The following is a 23,320-nucleotide window of genomic DNA, read 5'->3' as shown; positions in this document are numbered from 1 at the left end:
GCAGCCTGTGGTGAAGAACCCTTGAAGGCGCTGTGGGCCAGCTGTGCGGACATCCCGCTCGCCGCTCTCCGGAGCCGTCCGCATCAGTTCTTCACAGGTTTCGGTTTTACTTGACCCCGCCACCACTAGCCGGAACGGGGAAACATGAGCGCGCGGATCCTGGTCGCCGAGGACGACCCCAAGCAGGCCAACCTGGTACGGGTCTATCTCGAACGCGAGGGGCACAGCGTGCTGCTGGTCGGCGACGGGCGGGCCGCGCTGGACCAGTGCCGGTCCCGCCGGCCGGACCTGGTGGTCCTCGACGTGATGATGCCGGTCGTCGACGGCCTCGACGTGTGCCGGGTCCTGCGCGCCGAATCGGAGATTCCGATCCTGCTGCTGACCGCCCGCACCACCGAGGACGACGTCCTGCTGGGCCTCGATCTCGGTGCCGACGACTACCTCACCAAGCCGTACAGCCCGCGGGAGCTGGCCGCCCGGGTACGGGCGCTGCTGCGCCGGGCCCGGGTGGTGAGCGCCGACAACCGGGCGGTGCTGCGCGTCGGCGAGATCGAGGTGGACGCCGGCCGGTTCGAGGTACGCGTCGGCGGCCGGCCGGTCGCCCTGACGGCCAAGGAGTTCGGCATCCTCGAGGTGCTCGCCGGCGAGCCCGGGCGGGTGTTCACCCGGGCGCAGATCATCGACCGTGCCTTCGGGTTCGATCATTTCGTGCTCGAACGCACCGTCGACGCGCACGTGATGAACCTCCGCCGCAAGATCGAGGCCGACGTTGCCGAACCGCGGTACGTGCAGACCGTCTACGGCCGCGGCTACCGGCTCGCCGAACCGGCGCCGGAACCGGCGGCGACGCCGACGCCCGAGGGGACGCCCGGAGCCAGCCGGTGAGTTTTCGGCTACGGGTGCTCTGGCTGGTCATCCTCGTCGCGGTGAGCGCGACCGTGGCGACCGCGTGGCTGACCCTGCGGCAGGCCTCGCAGCAGATCAACGAGTCGGCCACCGTCGACCGGGCGCAGCTCGACCAGGTCGTCGCCCGACTCAAGGCGTACGGCAGCCGGCACGGCACCTGGGAGGGCGTGCCCGGCCTGGTGCAGGACCTGCGCGCTGAGACCGGTCAGCGGATCCACCTGGTCGCCGATACGGGCCAGGTGATCGTGGACACGGACACCCAGGAGGATCGCACCGCCCGGCCGCTCGGCACGATGGTCGGGTTCGTCGACCCGCGGCCGGTGCTGAATCTGGCCGCGTTGCCGACGGAGCCGGCGGGCCGGGAGAAAGGCGTGGTCGGGGCGATCGCCTCCTACCGCACGGGCGTGCTGTTCGCGGCCTGCCTGACCCGGGAATCCGTTCCTGTCGTCGCCTCACCTACCAGCACGGGAGTTCCGCAGTTCGACGCGGAACCGAGCACGACCGACGTGCGCGGTCGCCAGGGCGTCGACGAGATCGTCCGCAGCTGTCGCGACATCGCGGCCCGGCCGAACCTGGACCGGGCGGCCGGCGCCGACCGGGTGCAGGGCTGTGGCGCCCTGACGGCGGTGGAGCCACTGGATTCCTGCCTGGCCCAGGTCTTCACCAACCAGATCAGTGACGTCGCGCCGGTACCCGCCCGGGTCTACCTCGGCGCTCGTGGCGATCCGGCGTCCGCGCTGGCGGCCGGTCCGCTGCTCGCCGCGGCCGTGGGCGTGGCGGCGGTCGCGATCATCGGCACCGTACTGCTGAGCCGGCGGGTGCTGCGCCCCATCGACACGCTCACCGCGGCCGCTCAGCGGCTCGGCCGGGGCGACCTCACCGGACGGGTTCCGGTGCGGGGCAACGACGAGCTGGCGGAGTTGGCCCGGTCGTTCAACCGGATGGCCGACTCCCTGCAGCGCGGGGAGGAGCGGCAACGCCGACTGGTCGCCGACGTCGCACATGAACTGCGCACCCCGCTGGCCAACCTGCGCGGCTATCTCGAGGCGCTCTCCGACGGCGTGGTCACGCCGGACCAGGAGCTCTACGCCTCGCTGCTCGAAGAGGCGGTGCTGCAACAGCGCATCGTCGACGACCTGCAGGACCTGGCCCTGGCTGAGGCCGGCAACCTGGCGTACCACCGGGTCACGGTGGATCTGGCCGAACTCCTGGAGACCTGCGGCACCGCCCACCACGCCCGGGCGGAGTCAGCCGGGGTGTCGTTGCGCGTGGCAGCCGAGCCGGTTGCGGTACACGCCGATCCCGACCGGCTCCGCCAGGTGGTGGGCAATCTCGTCACCAACGCACTACGGGCGACCGCTGAGGGCGGCAGCGTCCGGCTGGTCGTGAGCCGCACCGAAACGCAGGCGATCGTCCAGGTCGTCGACACCGGCTCGGGAATCGCAGCGGACGCGCTGCCGCATGTGTTCGACCGGTTCTGGCGGGCCGACGCCGCACGGGGCCGCCGTACGGGAGGCAGTGGCCTCGGCCTCGCCATCGCCCGGCAGATCGTCACCGATCACCAGGGCACCATCACGGTCGCGAGTGAGGTCGGCGTCGGGACGACATTCACCATCACGCTCCCCCGCGTTTACTAGTGCTGTGACCGGGGTGGTTCACCGTGATCGAAAGGCGGCTCGCGGGACGAGCGCACGCGAACCGGCTGGTATTACTGGGGCATGCAGGAAGAGATTGCACGCTCCGCGATCGACACGTTCATCTCCGCGTTCAACGCCTCGGACGACAGCTATGTGACTGCCCTGCTCTCCCAGGCCCTGACCTCAGACGTGGTCTTCTGGGGGCCGTTGGGTCGCAGCGAAGGAATCGGGGCGGTCGAGCGGTTCGTGCTGGACATCCGACGCCACCCGGCGGGGACCGGCACGATGGTGCGCTGCTCAGCGGTGGACATGCCTGACGAATGGGCCCGGTACCGGTGGGTCTTCACCACGCCTGATGGAGGCCCCCGCCTGGCGGGAACGGATGTCGTCCATCTGCGACGGAGCCTCATCGACCAGGTCATCGTCTTCGCGGGGGAGATCGAGCCGTTCGCCTCCTGAGTCATCCTTCTGTCGCTGTCCTTCTCCTGAACTTGCCCCCTTCGGCGCTCGGGGGCTGCGGTTCGCGGTTGGTCAGGCTGCGGTGTTGAGGGGGCGTCCGCCCCAGCGGATGCCCTTTTCGCTGCGGACGCGGGCGCGTTCCTTGCGTTGGGCGGTGAGTACGTCGGGGTGGCGGGCGTTGGTATTGCGCCAGCGCAGGTAGCGGTGCAGTGCCTGGGTTTGCGCGGGTGGCTGCGGTGGTGGGAGTTGGCCAGGGTGAACTGCCGCAGCGGGCCGAAGTGGACCAGCGGGTGCAGGGTTGGCCGAGCCTGGTGGGGCGAGTGGTGGCCGTCCGGATGACGAAGTCCTCGTCCTCACGACTGAGTAGGCGGGGACGGCCTCCCGCCCACTGAGGGTCCAGGCAGGCCAGGCCGATCTCGTTGAAGCGGTGGATCACATCGCGCACGGTGTCCTCGTCGGCCTGGACCAGCTGGGCGATCACCGGCACCCGGTTCCCGCCCGCTGAGGCGAGCAGCATCATCGCGCGCCGGTAGCGCACCGAACTCGTGCTGCCCCTGCGCATGATTTGCTGCAGCTTCTCCCCCTCCCGGTCGGTCAGTCTACGTACACGGACAGGCTCGGCCACCGGGCCTCCAGCGATCGGATCGGACGTCGCCGCACATCCAACCGCCACGACCGCCAACCCGGTGAACCTGTGCGGTCACAGCACTAGCGAACGGCTCAGGCGGGGTGAAGTCCAGCTCGGTCGGCGCTATCCCGCCCGGTAGCGCCATCGGCCCCACAGGTTTGGCCGTCGGCGATCGGACGCGGTAACGGCTGCTTCCGCACCCACGCCTCCGCCTGCTCCCGCACGGGGTCGCGTTCGCCGCAGTAAGCATCGAACGGCCCGACGAACCGCGGCTCCGTTCTTGGCCAGGTGGGCCCGCTCGACCGGTACCGATCCTTTGGTCACCACAGGGCGTTCCGCCCGCAGGGGCACCTCCTACTGCGACTCGGCGATGTCAGCGGACCTGCCCGGCGCTGTCGGCGGCGATCGGCTCGCGATCGACAACACCTCGTCGTGCTCGAACGGCAGTAAGGTTCGCGCATGCCAAAAGCGCCAACAGGTTCGCAATGGACGATCAGCTTCGCCGACCAGACCGCCGTCATCGTGGAGGTCGGCGGGGGCCTGCGGACCTACCGGGCCGGAGACCGCGAGGTCGTCGACGGGTACGCCGAGGACGTGATCTGCCCGGCCGGCGCCGGTCAAGTCCTCGCGCCCTGGCCCAATCGGCTGCGCGACGGGCAGTACACCTTCGGCGGCCACACCTACCAGCTGCCGCTGTCCGAACCGGCGAACCGCAGCGCCGTCCACGGCCTGGTCCGCTGGGTCCCCTGGCGGCTGCTGGAGCAGACCCCGTCCGCCGTCACGCTCGGCTTCGACCTTCCGGCGCAACCTGGGTATCCGTGGAGCCTGAGCCTGACCACCCGGTGGGAACTGGCGGGCGGCGGCCTGACGGTGACCCACACCGCGACCAACGCCGCCGCGGAGCCGGCGCCGTTCGGCTTGGGCGCCCATCCCTACCTGCTGCCGCCGGTCTCGGTCGAGGAGACCTGGCTACGCGTTCCGGCCCGGTCACGGCTGCTCGTCGACGCGCGCCATTTGCCGATCGGGGAGGCGAAGGTCGCCGGCTCGGAGTTCGACTACACCGTCCCGAAGCAGATCGGGACCGGCCGCCTGGGCACCGCCTTCGGCGACGTCATCCTTACCAGCCAAGATCGGCATACCGTCACGCTCGGCACTCCGGACGCGCCGGTGACCAGTGTGTGGGCCGACCCTGCGTTCGCCTGGTGGCAGGTGTACACGGCCGACAGCGTGCCGTCACCCCGCCACCGGCGGTCGATCGCGGTGGAGCCGATGACCTGCCCGCCGGATGCCCTGCGGTCAGGTCGCGACCTGATCGTGCTCAAGCCGGGCGAGCTGTGGAGCGCTTCCTGGGGCATCACCCCCCACTGACGCCCACGCCTGTACCGTGCCTGGCCCGGCAGCGTCGACCGCAGTTGGCAGAGTTGGTTCAGCGACGGTTACGAGATCGGCGGACCGCCCATACCCCGCCAACGATCGCCGCAGCAGTCGGCAAGAGACAGCAGAGCGTCAGGACGAACACGTGCCACGGCTTGAGGGCTCCCATGGCCGAGAGGATAGGGACCACTTCCCAACACCGCTGTCCCTGAGCGGGGCCTGATGGCCCGGATGGGGCCCGACTGGCTGCAGGCCGCGCTGATCTACCAGCACGCTGTGGCCGAAGCTGACCGGGCCATCGTCCAGGCGCTGCACGAGGCAGTGCGGGCTGACCGAGAGAAGGCCAAAAGCCGGGAAAGGGCAAGAAGCTGACGGACCAGCCGGCGAAGACGAAAGACAAGGCCAACCGCGAGAAGCGGCAGAAGGCCGATGGCGACGGACTGGGAGGATCCGCTTTGTGACACCCCTGCCCCAACCCGACGACCTGGCGTCGCTGGTCCTGCGTGTCGACTTCACTGAAGACGCGGCGTGGGACGCGCTCAAGGCTGCCATCATCGCTGGCGACCCTTACCCCAACGCCACTTTCGTCAACGACCCACGGTACGACGGGGTGAGCATCCAGGATCTGGTCCAAGCGGATGCCGACGCAGCCGACGACGACAAACTGACCTACCTGTTCCTCACCGATGCCACCACCATGGCTGGCGACGAAAATCCGCTGCTCGCTGTCGATCTGTACGACGAGCCGGGCCGCACCTTCCGGATACCGCCCCGCTGGTACGCCGAGGTCTCGGCCAACCTCTCCATCGCGAACATGGACTTCGCCGACTTCGCAGACTCCGTCGACGCTTCCGGCGTGTTCCGGGGCTTCGAGCGGGCCTGAACGCCTGACGCGGCGTGGGCAAATGGCACACCGCATGATCGTTGACCTTGGAACATCGAAGGCCCTGACCGGATTGATGTCCTGGCCAGGGCCTTTCGCGTAGAGCGGGGTAACGGGAACCGTGATAACTGAGGGTGACTGTTGCGCCCGAGCCGCCGTGCATCGCGGCATACATCTCGTGTCTCGGGATCGCTGCCGGATCCGGCTGGCTCGACGAGGTGAAGGCCGACGCGCGCTGCATCCGGGTCGGCCAGCCGTGCTGGTGCTGTGGATCGAACGGGAGCTGCGGAGGCCCGCTACGAGAACGGTCGGTCGGTGGCACTCATCGCCCTGGACACCTCATCCAGGGTCGGCAGCGCGCCTTGTGCGCCCCGGCCGCGTGTCGACAGCGCCGCCGCGACGGCCGCCCAGCGGGCGGCTTCCGCCACGGCGCGGCCGGGCCGCGTCACCAGGGCGGTCGCGAGGGCTCCGCAGAAGCAGTCGCCCGCGCCAGTCGTGTCCACGGCCTCGGTACGGAGCGCCGGAACGTGGTCAACGCGGCCGTCCGGCTCTATCACGGCCGCGCCCTGCGACCCGAGCGTCACCACGACGGTCGCCGCGAGCCCGAGTTTGCCGACGGCGCTCGCCACGTCGTCCAGGCTCTCTGGCAGGGACGTGCCGGCCAGGACCGCCAACTCGGCCCGGTTGGGCACCAGCACATCCACCCGGCGTACGAGGGCGTCGGGAAGCGGAGTTGCGGGCGCGGGATTCAGCACCAGGAGGCCCCCGGCCAGCGCTGCGGCCCGCTCCAGGGCGGGCGTCGCGACCTCGCACTGCATGAGGGTGAGCGCTGCCGTCGCGATCATGTCCCGGTGCCGGTCGACGCGGGCCGCGTCCAGTGCGCCGTTCGCCCCGGGGTGTACCACGATCACGTTCTCGCCGGCGCCGTCCACCGTGATCAGCGCGGTCCCTGTGGGGAGGTCATGGACGACCGCGAGCCCCGACACGTCCACGCCCCGGCCGGCGAGCCGCTGCCGCACCTGCTCACCAGCGGCGTCGGCGCCGACGCATCCGACGAAGCCGACGGGCGTACCGAGGGTGGCGATGGTCATCGCCTGGTTCGCGCCCTTGCCGCCGGTACCCTCCCGGTATTCCCGGGCGGTCAGTGTCTCCCCGGGCTCGGGGAGCCGGTCGGTCACCACCATGCGGTCAAGGTTGGCGCTGCCCACCACCGCGATCTTCGGGCTGTTCAACGCACCGTCGCCTCTCTGTCCGTCGCCCATGCCAGGACGATCTCGCGCCACGCCGTGTCGTCGAGGCGGCTCACCACCGTCACGGCCACGTTCCCCTCGGGGGTCATGTCCGAGCGGCCGTCCGCGTCGACGGCCACCGTGGCGGGCGTCTCGACCGCCACCACCTCCGGTCGCGCCACGACGGCTGCGGCCACCAGGTCGTGGCAGTGTCGGCTGGCTGTGCCGGACCAGTAGTGCGCCAGCAGTTGCGCGCGCATCCCGGGCCACCCGTTGCCGCCGTCGAGCACCCGCCGGACGGCCTCCGGCGGGCAGCTCGCCCGGGTGGTCGCGTCCGTCGGCACGACCCGTACGCCCTGGCCGGGCGGCTCGGCGAACAGTTGCCGGGCGGCCCGGGGGTCGCGGGCGAAGTTCGGCTCGGCGCCCTGCACCACGCCGGGCAGGGAGAATGCCCCACCCATCACGGTCAACCGGACGTGCGCCGGCCAGTGGCTCACCTGCCCGGCGAGGCGCCCGGCGGTGGTCAATGGGCCGAGCGCCAGGTAGTCGGTGTGCGCCGGCAGTGACGGGTCGACGCGTATGTCGCCGTCGAACTCGGCGCCGTGCGTGGGGATGAGCGGCCCGAGACCGTACTCGCCGTGCAGCCGCGCGCCCGACGGGACCGCGGCCCGCGCGGCGGGGTCGATCTCGGCGCCTCGCAGCAGCAACGGCCGCCGGGCCGGAGCGAGCGCGCGAAGCGCATGGTTGACCGCCGCCCCGACGACATCGGCGGGCCGTGCCCCGCCGGTGGCGATGATCGCCGGTATCTCCACATCCGGCAGGCGCAGCAACCAGGCGAGTGCCACCAGGTCGTCCACGCCTCCGTCGGTGTCGACCACGATGCGCCGGGGTGTCCCGGTCATCGTCCCGGCCTCCGCCGACGACAGCGGCTCCGCGGCGGCTCAGCCATCGGTCACGCCGAATCGGGTGCGGAGCCAGCCGGCGACGGCGCCGATACCGGACCAGGAGACCAGCCCGAGCATGCTCAGCAGCAGCAGCCCGACCATTGCCTGCGGGATGTTGTCGGTCTCCTGGCTCTGTGCGACCAGGTATCCGAGCCCACCCTGGGCGCCGATCAACTCGCCGATCACTGCGGCGGTGACTCCGGCCAGGGCACCGAGGCGGAGCCCGACCACGATGTGCGGCAGGGTCATCGGCAGTTCGAGCTGGAAGAACCGCCGCGGGCCGGAGAGTGCGAGCACCTGACACAGGTGGCGGTAGTTCGTGCCGATGCCGCGCAGCCCGGCCAGCGTGTTGATCAGTACCGGGAAGAACGTGACCAGCGCGACGAGGGTGATCTTGCTGGTCACGCCGAGCCCGAGCCACAGCACCAGGAGTGGGGCGATCGCGATCTTCGGGGTGATCTGGATGAACACCAGCAGCGGCATGGCCGCTCGTTCCAGCCAGCGCCATCGGGCCATCGCCACCCCGGTGAGCACGCCGACCGTCAAGCCGATCGCCACTCCCTGTAGGAGTTCGGCACCGGTCACCCGGAGGTGGACCAGCAGTTGCTCGCCGGTGAGCATCCGCCAGGTGTACGTCACGATCTCGATCGGGCCGGGGAGGGTGTACGTGGGCACGTGCGCGAGGTGGACGTAGCCCTGCCAGGCCAGTAGGAAGGCCGCTACCGACGCCGTGCCGAGCACGGCGCGCGGTAGCTTGCCGAGTCGCTGCTCGGTCACGAGGTGGCCTTCACGAAGTCGGACGCCCGCACGTCGCCCTGGATCAGGCCGTACTTCTTCTGCGCGTCCACGGCGTTCTGCCAGGCCGTCGGGTCACCGTAGCCGAGCCCGTGCGCCTTGGTGGCGTCGCTCTGCCACAGGTCCTTGACGAAGACCTCCTGCATCACCTGGGTGACCGACTTTTCCTGGCCGGCGAAGCTGGTGGCGTACTTCTGGATGGACATCTCGACGGCCTGCGGCAGCTTGCCGTCGATGAGGTCCTGCAGCGCGGCGTTGAGCGCGGTGGTGAATCCGGTGACGGCCTTGGGGTTCTCCTTGGCGAACTGCTGGCCGGTGATCACGACGTTGCCGAACGACGGGAGGTACTGGTTGGACAGGATCTGGGTGACCTGCACTCCGGCGGCCTGCAGGGTGTAGTAGCGCAGCCGCGAGAAGACGATCGCGTCGACCTGCTTGTTCTGCAGTGCGGAGACGATGGCGCCGGTACCGACGACCTTGACCGTCAGGTCCTTCTTCACGTCCAGGCCCGCCGAGGCGGCAATCGCCGTCAGCTGGACGTAGTTCGGGGAGCCGAGGCTGGTCACCGCGACCGTTTTGCCCTTCAGGTCGGCCGGGTTGGTGATGCCGGAGTCGGCGAGGGTGAGCAGTGCGCCGATGCCCTGCTGGTACGTGGTGTGCACGACGAGGTCCGGCACGCCGTTGGCCACCGCCTGGATCACGCTGTCGGCGTTCGGGAAGCCGAACTGGACGTTGTTGGCGGCCACGTTCTTGGTGATGGTGGCGGCGTCGGCGTACAGGAATTCGACGTCGAGGTTCTGCTTGGTGAAGTAGCCCTGTTCCTTGGCCCAGTACAGCGGCGCGTAGTAGGGGGCGGCGGCGCCGTCGATCTGGATGCTGACCTTGGTCGTGCCACCGTCGGTGCCGCCGCCGGGGGCCTCGACGCCGCCGCAGCCGGCGGTGAGGGCGATGACGGTGCTGGCGGCGATACCGGCAAGGAGGGATCTACGGTTCATGGAGCGCATGGGTGTACCTCGTATTCCAGTTCGATGGGGGTTCGGCCTACGACGGACGGGTCGTGTGATCAGGCCGTGACGGGATCGCGCCACCGCAGGGCGCGGGCCTCCACGTAGGAGACCAGCTGGTAGAGGGCGAGTCCGACAGCCACGATCACCACGATCGAGGCCATCAGCATGGGGACCTGGTAGGAGGAGTTGGCCTCGACCAGGAGGTAGCCGAGTCCCTGGCTTGAGGAGATCCACTCGGCGAGGACCGCTCCGGTCATGGCGTCGACGGCGGCCACCCGGGCGGCGGCGAAGATCGACGGCGACGCTGCGCGGATGTCGATGCGGAACAGTCGGGCTACCGGGTTCATCCCGACGATCGTGGCGAGGTCCCGGTAGCCCGGGTTCACCTGCCGCAGCCCGGTGGCGGTGCCGACCAGGATCGGGAAGAAGGACAGGCTCACGATGAGCACGAACTGGCTGGTCAGGCCGAGGCCGAACCAGAGCACCAGCATGGGCGCGAGCGCGATCTTCGGCATCGCCTGGAACACGACCAGGAACGGGGAGAGCATCGCGTCGACGACCTGCGACCGGGAGACCGCCACTCCCAGCGCCGCGCCGATCACTGCCCCGATCGTGAAGCCGACACCGATGTTGCGGACCGTGTATCCCAGGTGGGTCCACAGCGTTCCGGTCCGTACCAGGTCCAGCAGTTGCGATCCGACCTCGGCCGGGCTGGCGAGCAGGTATCGCGGGACGTCCGCCACCGCCTGGTACGCGCCCCAGGCGCCGACGATCACGAGGACGTACAGCAGCGCGACGAAGGGCTTGGCCACGAGTCGCAGGCGGCCGCGTCGCGACCAACCAACCGGTGCCGGCGCGACGGCCGGTGCCGTCGGCTCGGGTGTCGAGGTCTGAACCGTCACAGTTCCCCCCGCAGCATGGCCTGGAACTCCGCGAACCGCGGATCGAGCTTCGTGCGCGCGTCCCGGGGTCGGGGCAGGGGGACGTCGTGGACCGCGCGTACCCGGCCGGGGCGGGGTGAGAGCACGACCACCCGGTCTGCGAGGTAGGTGGCCTCGTCGACGCTGTGCGTCACGAACACGATGGTCTTGCCGGTCGCGGTCCAGATGTTGAGCAGGTCGTCGTGCAGCTTCTCCCGGGTGATCTGGTCGAGTGCGCCGAAGGGCTCGTCCATCAGCAACAGCATCGGATCGTGGGCGAGCGCCCGCACGATCGAGGTCCGCTGCCGCATCCCGCCGGAGAGTTCGCGCGGCAGCGCGTCGGCGAAGTCGGTCAGTCCGACCAGGCTCAGCAGTTCGCGTACCCGAGGCTCGTACTGCTGCCGCGGCTCCTTCAACGTCTCCGGGGCGATGCAGGCGTTACGTAGGACGCTGCGCCAGGGCAGCAGGACCGGCTCCTGGAAGACGTAACCGATGTCCCGGCCGGGTGTCGGCTGGCGTGACCACTCCGCCTGCCCGGAGGTGATGGTGTCGAGGCCCGCCATGATCCGCAGCAGGGTGGACTTGCCGCAGCCGGACGCGCCGATGATGGCGAGGATCTCGCCCTGCCGCACGTCGAGCGACACCTCGTGGAGCGCGCGCACCACCTTGCCCCGGTCGGACCGGTACTCCTTGGTGATCTGCGACAGCCGCAGCAGAGTCTCCTGCCCGGCCTGTGGGGAACGGCGTTCGGTGATGGGGTTTCCGGTTGGCACACTCATGGCTGTCCACATCCACAACTTGTTCGGAACACGGGCTCGGCGGGCAGGGCGATGTGCCGCGCCGGTCGGTACGGGTCGCGTATTCGCTCCTCGAGAAGCGTCAGGGCGCCGGCCGCGAGCGCCGGCAGGGGCTGCCGCATGGTGGACAGCGGTGGCGTGGTGTAGGCGCTGACGTCCGTGCCGTCGAAGGACACGATGGCGACGTCTCGCGGTACGTCGAGTCCCCGTTCGCGCACGGCGCGCAGCAGGCCGAGTGCCTGCCGGTCCGAGGCGACGAAGACGGCGGCCGGGAAGGTCAACCGGTCGAGCAGTTCGTTCCCGGCCGCCCGTCCGCCCTCCGGTGTGAAGTCCGCCGGTACCTCCCACACGCCTTCGGTGACGCCGTGGTCGGCCAGCGCCTGCCGCCAACCGGCGGCCCGGTCGCGCCCGACGATGGTCTCGCTCGGGCCGGACAGGCACGAGACCTGCCGGAAGCCGTGCTCGACCAGGTGGCTGGTGGCCAGCCGGGCGCCCTGGTGGTGGTCCACCGCGACCGAGTCGTACCGGGTCGTCGCGTCCGCCGGCACCCGGTCGAGTACCACCACCGGGCAGGGTGCGTTGGCCAGGGCGGATGCGGTGGACGGGCTCTCGTGGTGCGGCACCCACAGCACCCCCTCGGCCCGGACATCCCCCATGGCGGCGAGTCGCTCGCCCTCCTCGCCGCCGTCGGAGTGCAGCAGGAACAGCAACTTTCCGCGGCGTGCCGCCTCGGTCTCGATGGCGTTGGCCAGTTCGGCGAAGAAGGGGTTGCCCCCGTCGGGCATCAACAGGCCGAGGAAGCCGCTGCGGGTACGGCGGAGCGCCTGGGCCACGCGGTTCGGGCGGTAGCCGAGGTCCCGGATGGCTGCCTCGACCCGGGCCCGGGTGGCCGGTGCGACCGGGCGTGGACCGCCGTTGAGCACGTAGCTGACCACCGACGGCGAGGTCTGCGCCCGCCTGGCCACATCGGCTCGAGTCACCTTCATGAACACCTCCGGGGGAAGGAGAGCCGAAGATACGTCCATCACACCGGGTAGTCAATACGTGTTGATAACCTCGGCCCCGGCCGACGCTCGTCGGCGTCACCGGCACGCGTGACCGTCGCCCCGGCGAGACAGAAACGTTACTTCGGCCAGTCGGAAGTCATCCCGGCCGCCAGGCGCTCTCGGCACTCTGTAGCGCGCCCTCCAGACCGGATCAGCGGTCCCGGAAACAGCGCTGGGTAGCCGGAGAGCGGAGGCCGTCCGGCGGGAGGCCCGCGCCATGGCTAGCAAGCAACGCATGACCACACCGCTTTCCACATGCTGAAACGCGCCGACTCTCCGAGCGGTGCGAAAGCTCTGACGCCGCCCGGGACAGAGGGATCCACCCCTTGACGAAGCACGGCCGGTGACGCATAGTCGACTCTTCCCAGACGGAAGAGGTACATCCGCGTCGTGGAAACGAGACTGCATACCTCAACCGACAACTCGGGTATTTCAGTCGCCATCCCGGGCGGCGAGACCGACTCGAGAGCTCGGTTCTGGACCCAGGAACAACGAACCAGCATCGATTTATCTGTCACTCTCGGTGATATCCGGCTGAGTAACCCGGTCATGCCCGCGTCCGGCTGTTTCGGCCCGGAGCTCGGCACGCTGGTGCCGCTGGACGAGCTGGGCGCGCTGGTCACGAAGACCGTCTTCGCCGCGGTGCGCTCCGGCAATCCCGCACACCGCATCACCGAGACTCCCGACGGAATGCTCAACAGCGTCGGCATCCCCAGTCCCGGTATCGACGAGTTCCGCTCCCGCGTACTCCCCCGTTACCTCGCCACCAACGTGCCCACCATCATCAGCGTCGGCGGGCTGACCGTGGCGGAGTACTGGACGGCGACGGAGCAGCTGGCCGGCCACGGTGCCGCGGCGCTCGAGGTGAACGTCTCCTGCCCCAACCTCGAACACGGCGGCCTGGCCATCGGCACCGACGCGGCCACGGTCGAACGGGTCGTGTCCGGTGTGGTGGCCCGCTCGCACGTACCGGTGTTCGTCAAACTCACCCCGAACGTGACGTCGATCGTGGACATCGCCCGCGCCGCGGAGCGCGCCGGCGCCACGGCCATCACGGTGGCCAACACCTTCCCGGCAATGAGCGTGGACGCCACCCGCCGTACGGCCGTGCTCGGCAACGGCGTCGGCGGACTGTCCGGTCCCGCGGTGAAACCGATCGCGCTGCGCCTGGTCTGGCAGGCCGCCCGCGCGGTCGACATCCCGGTCATCGGCTGCGGCGGCATCAGCTCGGCGCGGGACGTCCTGGAATTCCTCCTCGCCGGGGCGAGCGCGGTCCAGGTCGGGACGGCCAACTTCGCCCGCCCGTACGCCATGGCGGAGATCGTGCGGGAGCTCGGGCCGCTGCTGGCCGCATCGGGCACCATGTCCGTCTCGGAAGTCGTCGGCTCGCTACGGGTCTGAGCCCGCCGAGCCCATTCGAAGGAGACAGCGTGCAACCGGTCGTCAGAGCGCTGGAAATGCTGCGGACCCTCGCCCGTCACGGCGACGGGATGAGCATGAAGGACCTACACGAGACGCTCGACATCCCGCTCGGCAGCGCGCACCGGCTACTGGCGGTCCTGGCCGAACAGGAGTTCGTCACCCGATCCCCGGTCAACCGCCGCTACTTCCTCGGCCCCGCCGCCCGTCAACTGGCCGAGCAGAACAGCCGCCGTACCTCCACACTCGTCGCCCCGCACCCTGCGGTGCTCGCCGCGGCTGCCGAGTCCGGGGAGACGGTGTTCCTCGCCGAACTGGTCGGCAACCGGGTGGTCTGCATCGCTCTCATCGAGAGCGTGCACCCGCTGCGGCTGTTCGTCCGGATCGGCCAGGAAATGCCGCTGCACGCGGCGGCGTCCGCCCGCGCTCTCCTCGCCGACATGGACACCGACATCGTCCGCGCGCTGCTCGCGGAACGGCCGCTCACCGCGTTCACCCCGGACACCCCGGCCACCCCGGACGCCGTGATCGAACACCTCGCGGTCGTCCGGGCCCGAGGCTACGACGTCTGCGACGACGAACTGGACCGAGGCGTGTGGGCGGTGGCCGCGCCTGTTCGCTCGTCCACCGGCACGACCTGCGCGAGCATCACGCTCGCTGCGGCCGCCGATCGGATGCGTGATCCCGTCGCCCGGGCCCGGGCGACTCATCTGGTGCTCGCCACGGCGGCCCGGCTCAGCGCCGAACTCGGTTACAGCAGCGAGTTCACCCCGTCACCGCTGATCACCGATGCCGACCAGACCGACAGCACCGCGACCTACCGAGGGACCCCATGACCAGAGCCGCACCCAGCACCATCGGCACCGGCGACACGACCGCCTTCCAGAACCGCCACCAACGTTGGCTGGAACTCGCCCGTGATCTGCGCGCCGCGGCGTGCCTGCCCGGCGAGTTCACCCTCGCACCGGCCGGCCCGATCGACGTGTACATAGATGTCTTCCTGTTCGAAACCCGCCCGACGATCCTGCGGCGGATGGCCGCCCTGATGGCCGACCTGTTGGACGCCACGACGGACCGGCTGGCCGGCCGGGCAGAGGTGGCACCGCTCGTCACCGCCCTGTCCCTGGAGACCGGTCTGCCCTTCGCGGTGGTCCCCACCGCTGCTGCCGGCGACCACCCGACGCAGATCGAGGGAGAACTGCACGCGGGCGAACGCGTCGTCCTCGTCGAGGACGTGATCATGTCTGGCTCACGCGCCACCAGCGCCGTCCACGCGCTTCGGGACCGCGGCGCGGTGGTGCCCGCCGTACTGGCGGCCGTCGACCGCAGCGGCGGCCAGGGCGAGGCTGCGGCCCGCTGCCCCGTCCGGGCCCTGTTCACCCCAGCGGACCTGCACATCCCCGATCAGCCACGAGTCCGGGACCGCCAGGGCACAGTCGACGTACCACCAGCGTGACCCGTTTTCCACCGCTTCACCCGAACTCCGACCGCTGTCAGTCCACTGGATCCTGAAAGGGGGACGGCGCTTCCTCCCCATGGCCAACGCCGAGGGTCACCGCGCCACGAACGCCATGAACACTCACCCAACACCGGCGAGCCAGCTCGCCGCAGCTGTCGACGAACTCCACCGGGCGGTCGCGGCCGACCGTGCCGGTGCCGCGGCGGCCGTCGAACTCGTCGGCGCGGCGATCGCCGACGACCTGCGGCCGTACACCCCGACGGTGGTGGTCGTGCGGGACAACCTCGACGACGGCGTGCTGGCCCACGTCGTGTCCCGGGAGCTGGACCTCCCCACCGTACGCATCTACGAAGACTCCGGGCTGCTCTCGCTGAGCCCGCCCCCGGACCCCGGAGCACGCGTCGCACTTCTCGGCGCCTCCTGGCACGACGTGGCGGCGCTGCCGGCGCTGCGGCTCCTGCTCGCCCACGCCCACGCCGAGGTGGTGGCGGTCGCGGCGGCGCTACCCGTCACCGACGCGGTCCTGGCAGCCGTCGACGGCACCCCGGTCGTCACCGCCGCAGCCTCCTCGCGGACACAGCGATGAGCCTGGACACCGTCGCCGTCGCCCTGCCCCGGGCCGACGCCACCCGGTTGGCCGACCTGCTGACGCAGTTCGCCGAGATCAGCGAGAGCACCGACGGCGTGACGCGACTCGCGTACACCCCGCTGGAACGCGCGGCGCACCGGATGTTCACCGACCAGCTCTCCGCGCTGGGCCTGCGAACCTGGACCGACGCGGCGGGCAACAGCTACGCCGAACGGCCCGGCGATGCCGGGCCCGCCCCTGCCATCGGCACCGGCTCCCACTTGGACAGCGTGCCCCGGGCCGGACGGTTCGACGGCATTGCCGGGGTGGTGGCCGCCATGGAGGTCGCGCGGCTTCTCGTCGAGGCGGACGTACGGCACACCCACCCGATCAGGTTCGTGGCGTTCGCCGGTGAGGAGGGCGCGCGGTTCGGCCAGGCGTGCACCGGCAGCCGGATCGCGGCGGGCCTGCTGAGCTCGTCTGATCTGGCCGACCGGCGGGACGTCCACGGAGTGAGTCTCGCCGAGGCCATGCAGGCCGTCGGTCTCGATCCGAGCCGCGTCGAGGAGGCACGCTGGCGCGCGGACGACTGGGCATCGTTCGTGGAGCTGCACATCGAGCAGGGTGGCGTGCTCGAAGCCCAGGGCGTGCCGATCGGCATCGTCGACCTCATCTCCGGCAGCACCCGGTTCCGCCTCGACCTGCACGGCCGCGCCTCGCACACCGGCGGGACGCCGATGCACCAGCGGGCCGACGCCATGACGGCCGCGGCGGAGATCACGCTCCTCGCCGAGAGCATCGCGACCGACCCCCGGCACCACGGCACTCGGGCCACGGTCGGCCGGCTGGAACTCGAACCGGGCTCGATCACCACGATCCCCGGCGAGGCTCGGCTCTACGTGGACATCCGCGACGTGGACAGCGACCGGCAGCGGTCGACAGCGACCGAGCTGATCCACGGCGCCCGCGCCATCTGCGACCGCCGCGGGGTCGGCCTGGACATCGAGTTGCTCGGCGACGCCTCCCCGGTGGTGCTGCCGATCTGGCTGCGCCGCCGGATCGCCGAGACCTGCACCGCCACGGGGACGGCGTACCGGGTCCTGCCCAGCGGCGCCAGCCACGACAGCCAGATGATCAACAAGGTGGTGCCCGCGGGGATGATCTTCGTGCCGAGCCGGGCCGGGCTGAGTCACGTCCCCGAGGAGTGGACGAGCAGCGCGGATCTCGCCGCCGGAACCGACCTGCTCGCCCGCAGCCTGCTCGCCCTCGATCACGAACTGACCACGACGTCCCCGGCGGAGGGGCCATGCTGAACACCACCAGCGGACGACTCGTCCCGCTCGACCTGCCGCCGGCGCACCGGCCCCCACCCACCTGGCACCACGCGCCGGTCCTGCGCCACGAACCGGTCGGCGACCGGTACCGGTTCCTCCGCCTGCACGCCCCGACCATCGCCACCCGGGCCCAACCCGGCCAGTTCGTGATGCTCACGGCGGCCCGCGCCGACGAGACCGCCCCCGTCCTGCCGCGGCCGATGGCGATCTACGACACCGCACCCGAACACGGCACGTTCGACGTGATCTACGGCGTCGTCGGCGGCGGTACGCGCCGGCTCGCCACCTTCGCCGTCGGCGAGACCATGCTCGCGACCGGTCCGCTCGGGCAGGGGTTCCACCTCTCCCCCGCGACCAGCCGGGTGCTGCTGCTGGGCCGGGGCATCGGCACCTGTTCGCTGACCATGGTCGCCGCGGTCAACGCCCGCCGTGGCGGTACGACCGTCGCCGTCATCAGCGCCCGCCATCCCGGTGCGCTGATCGGCGCCGACACCCTGCGCCGGGACGGCGTCGAGCACCTGCACCAGGTCACCGACGCGGACGGGACCAGTGAGCCGGACTTCCTGTCCACCCTGCTCACCTCGACGCTGGACGCCGACCCTCCGCAGCTCATCCTCACCTGCGGCTCGCAACGGCTGACCGACCTCGCCGCCGACCTCGGGAACCGGTGGAAGGCGGAGGTGCAGGTATCCGTCGAGGCGCACATGGCGTGCGGCCTCGGATACTGCCACGGCTGCTCCTCAGGACAGCGGAGCGTGGGGGCTGAGGCGCCCCTGGTGTGCCTCGACGGGCCGGTGTTCAGGTGGGGATCCGCGGATGACTGAGCCTGGCGGGAACCTGCGGCCGCTGTCCCGGCAACCGCTGCTGCCACCCACCGTGCTGCGGGGCGTACGACCCTACGGCGAGGAACCGGTGGACCTGCTGATCGACAACGGCCGGATCGCCGCGCTCGATCCCGCCGGGCAGGGACCCGCCGTCCACAGCATCGACTGCCACGGCCTGATCGCGCTGCCAGCGCTCACCGACCTGCACACCCACCTGCGCCAACCCGGCGCGGAGGACGCGGAGACCATCGCCACCGGCACGCTCGCGGCGGCCAAGGGCGGCTACGCGACGGTGTTCGCGATGGCGAACACCCAGCCGGTGGCGGATGATCCGCGACGCGTGGAGTACGTCGCCGAGGTCGCCGAACGCACCGCGCACTGCCAGGTACGGCCCGTGGGCGCGGTCACCGTCGGCCTCGGCGGCACCACGCTGGCACCGATCGAGGCGATGGCCGCCTCGGCCGCCCGCACCCGGATGTTCTCCGACGACGGCCGGTGTGTGGAGGACCCCGCGTTGATGCGACAGGCGCTGCGCCGGGCGGCCGACGTCGGCGGGTTCATCGCCCAGCACGCCCAGTCCTCGCCGCTGAGCCCGAACGCCCAGGCCAACGACGGCGCGGTCGCCCGCGAGTTGGGCCTGCCCGGATGGCCCGCCGTCGCCGAAGAGGCGGTCATCGCCCGGGACTGCGTGCTGGCGGGCGCGGACGACACCCCACTGCACATCTGCCATGTCTCGACGCGAGGCAGCGTGGAAATAATCCGCTGGGCCAAATCGCGGGGCTGGCCGGTCACCGCGGAGGTCACCCCGCACCATCTCCTGCTCACCGACGAACTGGTACGCACCGGTGACACCCGCTACAAGGTCAACCCGCCGCTGCGCAGCGCCCAGGACGTGACGGCCCTGCGGGAAGCGCTCGCCGAGGGGATCATCGACGTGGTCGCCACCGATCACGCGCCGCACCCCGCCGCCACCAAGAACCGTCCCTGGTGCGAGGCGCCCCCCGGCATGCTCGGACTGGAGACCGCGCTGCCGGTCGTCGCGGAGACCATGGTGCGCACGGGCCTCATGTCATGGCGCCGCCTCGCCGAGGCGATGGCCATCCGGCCGGCGGCGATCGGCGGAACAGCTGTCGGCGGCGGGGATCCGCTCCAGGTGGGCATGCCCGCCACGCTGTGCCTGGTCTCCACCGACGCCGACTGGACGGTCGACGCGGCCCGACTGGCCAGCCTGGCCAGGAACACACCGTTCTCCGGTCATCGGTTCTCGACTCGGGTCGCCGCCACGATCATCGGCGGCAGGCTCGCCTGGTCAGCCGACCCGGGCCGGACGACTCAACCCGCGTCTGACCGATGATGTCGAGTCTTCGCTGATTCAGGTCAATGGCGTGTACCACTGGGCGCCGGTCACCCGTATCCGCCTGGATTGCTTGCGGTTCCACTCCACCCGCATGCCGTGCTTGCGAAGCACCGGAAAGGCGATCTCGTCCAGTAGCCGTTCCAGGTCGGCCTGGTAGCGGGCCTGCTGTTCGGCCTCCGGCAGGGCGGCATAGGCGACCTCGTCGAAGTCCGCTGGCGGATAGGCGCCGTAGCCCAGGTAGACCTCGCCGTCCTCGCTCGCGAGCAGCGACTCCGTGTCCTGCTGGTGGTACCAGAGGTACCCGTGCCAGTGCCGGGAATCGTCCCGCTCGTCGTGGATCTCAGCGGCCGCGCAGGTGCCACAGCAGCTGAAGTTCTCCCTGGCCAACACGCCGAGCTCGTTGAGGTCGACGAACGCGCGGGTGAGGTTGCTCCGCACCTCGCCCCACTCACGCTGCTGCTCCCGCCGAGCAACCAAAGCCTTTTCGTACGCCGCCCTGAGCTCCTCGTCGGTGGCGCCGTGGCGCTGCTCGTCCTCATCGAAGAAATCCACGAACTCGTCGGCGTCATCCTGGCCACGCACGACCCAGTCCCAGATCTCGGCCTCGATCTCCCCACGGCCCGGCTCCGCAATCCGCTCGGCCAGGAACCTGACGCCCTCAGGGCGATCGTTGTAGATCCATCCAGTCACGGCGACGATCTTTACACGGGCCTGTGACAGGTCTGAGCCAAACGGAAACCGGCACGCGGCAAGCGTCCATCGTGCTCATGGATGCGCATGTGGGGCCCAGGTACTGACCCCGGCTCCAGAGAAGGGCCGGGGCCTGACTCGGGCCCCACATGGTCGGGATCTGCGAAGGCAGGCCCGCGTGGACCCACGCCTCGACCGCCCGGCTTCGCGGTCACCGTCCGCCGGGCAGGCCGCCGCCGCGCCCGCCTGCCGGCCCGGCGCCTCGGCGTTGATGAAGACGCCCGCGACCACTGCAGCCAGCAGCATGATGCCCGCCGAGGTCCAGGTGGCCGCGGAGGCGCCCGTCCGGATCTTGTGACTCGGTCTGACTGCTCGCTTACAAGCTCTGTGCATCGCGTCCGCACACGTCCGGGAATGGCTGCACGCTCGGAGCTTCGTCCATGCCAGTGCTCGTCAGTGTGCTGCCATCCGGCGCGGTTGCTGTCAGCGTTGCTGTCGACAGCCATTCCGCCGGCGACCCGGCCGACCCCGCTGACTGATGTCCCCATCGTCGGTTGGCATCGCACGAGCAAGCAGGCAAGATCGGCCCGTGGCTCACGAAGAACGCTTTCTCCGCTGCGAGGTGGTCGCATGGGTCAGCCAGGATTTCCCGGGCTGGGTGCGCGTCCGCCTGGTCGACGCGGACGGCAAGTCGTGGTTCTTCGTCGACAAGGTCCCCGTCTTCACCGGCGGCCAGTTAAGCGCCGACACTCGTCTGCCAGCACCAGTTCACGTGCGATGCGGCATCGTCGGACATGACGACGACCGCGCCCTAGTCATCTCCACCCAGCCGGACGGGGTCGAAGCAGAGGGTGGGCAGAGGCTGTTCCGGGTGCGCGAGGACCAGCTGAACCGACACACGGTTTAGGAAGGCGGTGCGGGCTAGAGGCAGACCACAGCCTTGACCTGCGGCGGACACCTACGTCTACGGCCTCAACACCAGCGCCATTGCACGTACTCTGCACGCACCAAGGCTGCGAGGAGAACTATGGGTCGTCTAGCTCCGGGCGTTGATCCCGCGCAATTTTGCCAGGGCATATCGACCATCCACGAAACAGAGGTCGCGACCTGTTCCCTCGGCGATGCCTGCCCACGTCCCACCAGCTTCCATCCGCGCGGCTTTGACTTCTGCCAGAGTGACGGTTGCGAACTCTGCCCATCGGGACCCGCCTGGTTGGAGTGACCTGCTATCCGACCTGGTCGATGCCCGTAGAGGGGACAAGTGACCTGACGTAGTGGCGAGTGTGATCAAGTGCCGTACCGCGTGGTCAGACGCATCGGTTGTGCCGCCGAGCATGATCGAGAGTCGCCACGCGGTACGGCGTTCGCTGACGATTCGCTGACTTTCGGAAGACGCGCTGCGGGCGCCCGAGGACGGCCGGAGGCCGCCCGCAGGGCAGTCCGAGCGCGTGTCCCGAGCCCTGCCTTGCAAAGATCAAGACTGGTGTCGGTCGCGGTCGGTAGCTGCCCGTTGACTTGCTCGTCCCGTCGTCTCGCGTCGGCCTGTGACCGGGTCCGTCGGCTTGGCTGTACGGATGGCTGTACGGTTTCGAGATGGAGCGCGCGCAATTGATCTCCCTGCTCACCGATCGGGATGGGGCATTCGAGGCATGCCGTGGGGCAGTCGAGCGCGGTGCGTCCTTCGACGTATTCGATGGTTCGCTGCCGGCAAGCCACTTCGCGGAGATCTATCGGGGTCGGCAGATACACACCCGGAGAGGGGCATTCCGACACTTGGCTTCGCTGAAGCCGTCGAAGTGCTGCATGCCCTTCGTGAACGGCCGTTACGGGTCGGACGCGTCAGGCTGAGCGATCCGCCGTACTACTTCCAACTGTTCTTGTCGGCCGACGAGTCCGCCGTTGTTGCCTGCATCGGGGTCGATCAACAGCACCAAGCTCAGCGCGCCCGACAGGCCGCGCCGGAGAACCTCTACGGAGGCTAGCCGGACGCCCGCTGGACACTTCGTCCCGCGCGGAGCCTGCGCCACTGCCGGCGTCATGTGGAACCGCCAGTTTGGAAGAGCGTCATCAAGTGATCGTGATGCCCGAAACGCCTGCGGCCAGCGGCCAACCTGGTTACCCCTCGTGCCCGCTCGTGACTACTTCGCGCCACGGTTACTGGCCCACGGTTGGCCCATGCCGGACACGACCAGCCACCTTCGCGCCCTTGACTCCCATCCCTCTCGTCCATGAGAGACGGCTACCCACCGCCCGCCTTCTGCCACGCCGACAGCTCCTGCCGAAGCCGTCTCACCTCCTCAGGAGGGGCGTCCGGGAAGCCCGGCACTGCTTCAGCGATCTCCTCCGTCGCCTCCTCACCGATCACCTGACTGATGGCATCCCACAGGACGAATCGCGCCCGAGACGCTTGAGGGCCGATCAGCCACTCGGTGATGAACCGGTCGACGGTCTCGGTGTCTGCCTCGCCGCCCGCCATCCGTGAACCGATCCGGTCAATCGAGATGGTGAGGCACTCAAGCAAGCGAGCTACCTCGATCGCCCGATCAAGCGGGACGGTCACCGTTGATTCGCCGCTGTTCACGTCCAAGGCTGCCCCTTTGGATCAACATGCCGCCGTACACCGTCCAGATCCTCGGACGGATAGCCGCCAGTCTGCCCCCGTCCCCCGGATAGGTGCCAGAACTGCGGCGCCCGGTCGGAGTCAAGGGTGGCCGTAGGCCATCGGCATGCCGACGCGCAGCGCCCTTGACGCCGGGCGGGTGGCGTAGAGGATCGGGCACCCGGGGGACGGGTCACGCCCTGGTCTTCATCGCCGTTGAACCGCGGACGGCGACCACGAGAGGCCAGGGGCAAGCAGCTCCGCTGCGCGGCAGCCGATCGCCCCAACCTCGACGGGGAACAGCCCCGACGGCGATCGTCCCGCCTCAGCCCCTCAAGCCCTTGGTAGCCCCGTCAGCGTGGCCGGCCGGCCCGGCCGATGCCGGCCGGAGGTCGCCAGCAGGCCGGGGCCGGGCCGGCGGGGGGGGGGGGGGGGGGGGGGGGGG

22 protein-coding genes and 2 pseudogenes are annotated in these 23,320 nt (G+C 70.1%); 13 read left to right on the top strand and 11 right to left on the bottom strand.

The genetic code is table 11. The features are described from left to right. The first annotated feature begins 144 nt into the window (after positions 1-144). The 3 genes from ACZ6O2_RS24180 to ACZ6O2_RS24170 all read left to right on the top strand — a co-directional run bounded on the left by ACZ6O2_RS24180 (position 145) and on the right by ACZ6O2_RS24170 (position 3,002). A complete protein-coding gene (locus ACZ6O2_RS24180; RefSeq protein WP_350708091.1) occupies positions 145-885 on the top strand; it encodes a response regulator transcription factor in 741 nt (246 codons plus the stop codon). Beyond that, entirely contained in the window at positions 882-2,543 is a 1,662-nt protein-coding gene (locus ACZ6O2_RS24175) for a sensor histidine kinase (protein ID WP_466024370.1), read from the top strand. The genes ACZ6O2_RS24180 and ACZ6O2_RS24175 overlap by 4 nt, the downstream gene beginning before the upstream one ends. 81 nt (positions 2,544-2,624) lie before the next feature. Then, complete coding sequence (locus tag ACZ6O2_RS24170; protein ID WP_466024409.1) at positions 2,625-3,002, top strand: hypothetical protein; 378 nt, start codon at positions 2,625-2,627, stop codon at positions 3,000-3,002. Between the two features lie 72 nt (positions 3,003-3,074). On the opposite strand, the pseudogene ACZ6O2_RS24165 reads toward ACZ6O2_RS24170, so the two are convergent. Both ACZ6O2_RS24165 and ACZ6O2_RS24160 read right to left on the bottom strand, forming a co-directional pair. Beyond that, positions 3,075-3,280: pseudogene (locus ACZ6O2_RS24165) on the bottom strand (IS630 family transposase); the annotation flags it as partial. 2 nt (positions 3,281-3,282) lie between these two features. After that, a pseudogene (locus tag ACZ6O2_RS24160) lies at positions 3,283-3,627 on the bottom strand (helix-turn-helix domain-containing protein); the annotation flags it as partial. 462 nt (positions 3,628-4,089) lie between these two features. On the opposite strand from ACZ6O2_RS24160, the gene ACZ6O2_RS24155 reads away from it, so the two are divergent. After that, positions 4,090-4,998 (top strand): aldose 1-epimerase family protein, encoded by a 909-nt coding sequence (locus ACZ6O2_RS24155; RefSeq protein WP_466024369.1) that lies wholly within the window; start codon positions 4,090-4,092, stop codon positions 4,996-4,998. 463 nt (positions 4,999-5,461) lie between these two features. Then, positions 5,462-5,887 carry a DUF6924 domain-containing protein gene (locus ACZ6O2_RS24150; RefSeq protein WP_466024368.1) on the top strand — a complete coding sequence of 142 codons (426 nt, stop codon included), beginning with the start codon at positions 5,462-5,464 and terminating at the stop codon, positions 5,885-5,887. A 296-nt stretch (positions 5,888-6,183) separates the two neighbouring features. On the opposite strand, the gene ACZ6O2_RS24145 is transcribed toward ACZ6O2_RS24150, so the two are convergent. The 7 genes from ACZ6O2_RS24145 to ACZ6O2_RS24115 form a co-directional block, all read right to left on the bottom strand. Then, positions 6,184-7,149 (bottom strand): ribokinase, encoded by a 966-nt coding sequence (locus ACZ6O2_RS24145; RefSeq protein WP_466024367.1) that lies wholly within the window; start codon positions 7,147-7,149, stop codon positions 6,184-6,186. Further along, entirely contained in the window at positions 7,116-8,018 is a 903-nt protein-coding gene (locus ACZ6O2_RS24140) for a nucleoside hydrolase (protein ID WP_466024366.1), read from the bottom strand. Before ACZ6O2_RS24140 ends, ACZ6O2_RS24145 begins: the two co-directional genes overlap by 34 nt. 39 nt (positions 8,019-8,057) lie before the next feature. After that, entirely contained in the window at positions 8,058-8,837 is a 780-nt protein-coding gene (locus ACZ6O2_RS24135; RefSeq protein ID WP_466024365.1) for an ABC transporter permease, read from the bottom strand. After that, the gene (locus tag ACZ6O2_RS24130; protein ID WP_350708077.1) at positions 8,834-9,850 is read right to left on the bottom strand and encodes an ABC transporter substrate-binding protein; all 1,017 of its coding nucleotides are present in this window, start codon (positions 9,848-9,850) and stop codon (positions 8,834-8,836) included. The genes ACZ6O2_RS24135 and ACZ6O2_RS24130 overlap by 4 nt, the downstream gene beginning before the upstream one ends. A 68-nt stretch (positions 9,851-9,918) precedes the next feature. Continuing rightward, positions 9,919-10,674: an ABC transporter permease gene (locus tag ACZ6O2_RS24125; protein WP_350708075.1), complete on the bottom strand. Its 756-nt coding sequence runs from the start codon at positions 10,672-10,674 to the stop codon at positions 9,919-9,921. An 86-nt stretch (positions 10,675-10,760) separates the two neighbouring features. Further along, the gene (locus tag ACZ6O2_RS24120; protein ID WP_350708073.1) at positions 10,761-11,561 is read right to left on the bottom strand and encodes an ABC transporter ATP-binding protein; all 801 of its coding nucleotides are present in this window, start codon (positions 11,559-11,561) and stop codon (positions 10,761-10,763) included. Further along, positions 11,558-12,565 (bottom strand): LacI family DNA-binding transcriptional regulator, encoded by a 1,008-nt coding sequence (locus ACZ6O2_RS24115; RefSeq protein ID WP_466024364.1) that lies wholly within the window; start codon positions 12,563-12,565, stop codon positions 11,558-11,560. Before ACZ6O2_RS24115 ends, ACZ6O2_RS24120 begins: the two co-directional genes overlap by 4 nt. Positions 12,566-13,015: 450 nt before the next feature. Between ACZ6O2_RS24115 and ACZ6O2_RS24110 the strand changes: the two genes are divergently transcribed. The 7 genes from ACZ6O2_RS24110 to ACZ6O2_RS24080 all read left to right on the top strand — a co-directional run bounded on the left by ACZ6O2_RS24110 (position 13,016) and on the right by ACZ6O2_RS24080 (position 19,583). Beyond that, complete coding sequence (locus tag ACZ6O2_RS24110) at positions 13,016-14,026, top strand: dihydroorotate dehydrogenase (RefSeq protein WP_466024363.1); 1,011 nt, start codon at positions 13,016-13,018, stop codon at positions 14,024-14,026. Positions 14,027-14,055: 29 nt separating this feature from the next. Beyond that, complete coding sequence (locus ACZ6O2_RS24105) at positions 14,056-14,880, top strand: IclR family transcriptional regulator (protein ID WP_466024362.1); 825 nt, start codon at positions 14,056-14,058, stop codon at positions 14,878-14,880. Next, positions 14,877-15,500 (top strand): orotate phosphoribosyltransferase, encoded by a 624-nt coding sequence (locus tag ACZ6O2_RS24100; protein ID WP_466024361.1) that lies wholly within the window; start codon positions 14,877-14,879, stop codon positions 15,498-15,500. Before ACZ6O2_RS24105 ends, ACZ6O2_RS24100 begins: the two co-directional genes overlap by 4 nt. 115 nt (positions 15,501-15,615) lie before the next feature. Further along, positions 15,616-16,089 (top strand): hypothetical protein, encoded by a 474-nt coding sequence (locus ACZ6O2_RS24095; protein WP_466024360.1) that lies wholly within the window; start codon positions 15,616-15,618, stop codon positions 16,087-16,089. After that, the gene (locus ACZ6O2_RS24090) at positions 16,086-17,384 is read left to right on the top strand and encodes an allantoate amidohydrolase (protein WP_466024359.1); all 1,299 of its coding nucleotides are present in this window, start codon (positions 16,086-16,088) and stop codon (positions 17,382-17,384) included. The genes ACZ6O2_RS24095 and ACZ6O2_RS24090 overlap by 4 nt, the downstream gene beginning before the upstream one ends. Continuing rightward, complete coding sequence (locus ACZ6O2_RS24085) at positions 17,378-18,229, top strand: iron-sulfur cluster-binding protein (RefSeq protein WP_350708060.1); 852 nt, start codon at positions 17,378-17,380, stop codon at positions 18,227-18,229. Before ACZ6O2_RS24090 ends, ACZ6O2_RS24085 begins: the two co-directional genes overlap by 7 nt. Positions 18,230-18,269: 40 nt before the next feature. Continuing rightward, positions 18,270-19,583: a dihydroorotase gene (locus ACZ6O2_RS24080; RefSeq protein ID WP_466024406.1), complete on the top strand. Its 1,314-nt coding sequence runs from the start codon at positions 18,270-18,272 to the stop codon at positions 19,581-19,583. A gap of 18 nt (positions 19,584-19,601) precedes the next feature. Here ACZ6O2_RS24080 and ACZ6O2_RS24075 read toward each other — a convergent pair whose 3' ends face one another. Next, complete coding sequence (locus tag ACZ6O2_RS24075; protein ID WP_466024358.1) at positions 19,602-20,276, bottom strand: DUF6891 domain-containing protein; 675 nt, start codon at positions 20,274-20,276, stop codon at positions 19,602-19,604. A gap of 589 nt (positions 20,277-20,865) precedes the next feature. On the opposite strand from ACZ6O2_RS24075, the gene ACZ6O2_RS24070 reads away from it, so the two are divergent. After that, the gene (locus tag ACZ6O2_RS24070; RefSeq protein WP_466024357.1) at positions 20,866-21,183 is read left to right on the top strand and encodes a hypothetical protein; all 318 of its coding nucleotides are present in this window, start codon (positions 20,866-20,868) and stop codon (positions 21,181-21,183) included. A 1,332-nt stretch (positions 21,184-22,515) separates the two neighbouring features. Here ACZ6O2_RS24070 and ACZ6O2_RS24065 read toward each other — a convergent pair. Continuing rightward, positions 22,516-22,857, bottom strand: coding sequence for a hypothetical protein (locus tag ACZ6O2_RS24065; protein ID WP_466024405.1), 342 nt, complete (start codon positions 22,855-22,857; stop codon positions 22,516-22,518). Between the last annotated feature and the right edge of the window lie 463 nt (positions 22,858-23,320).

The sequence above is a fragment of the Micromonospora sp. NPDC048040 genome (assembly GCF_055587185.1).
This window is presented reverse-complemented; position numbering and strand designations above follow the sequence as displayed.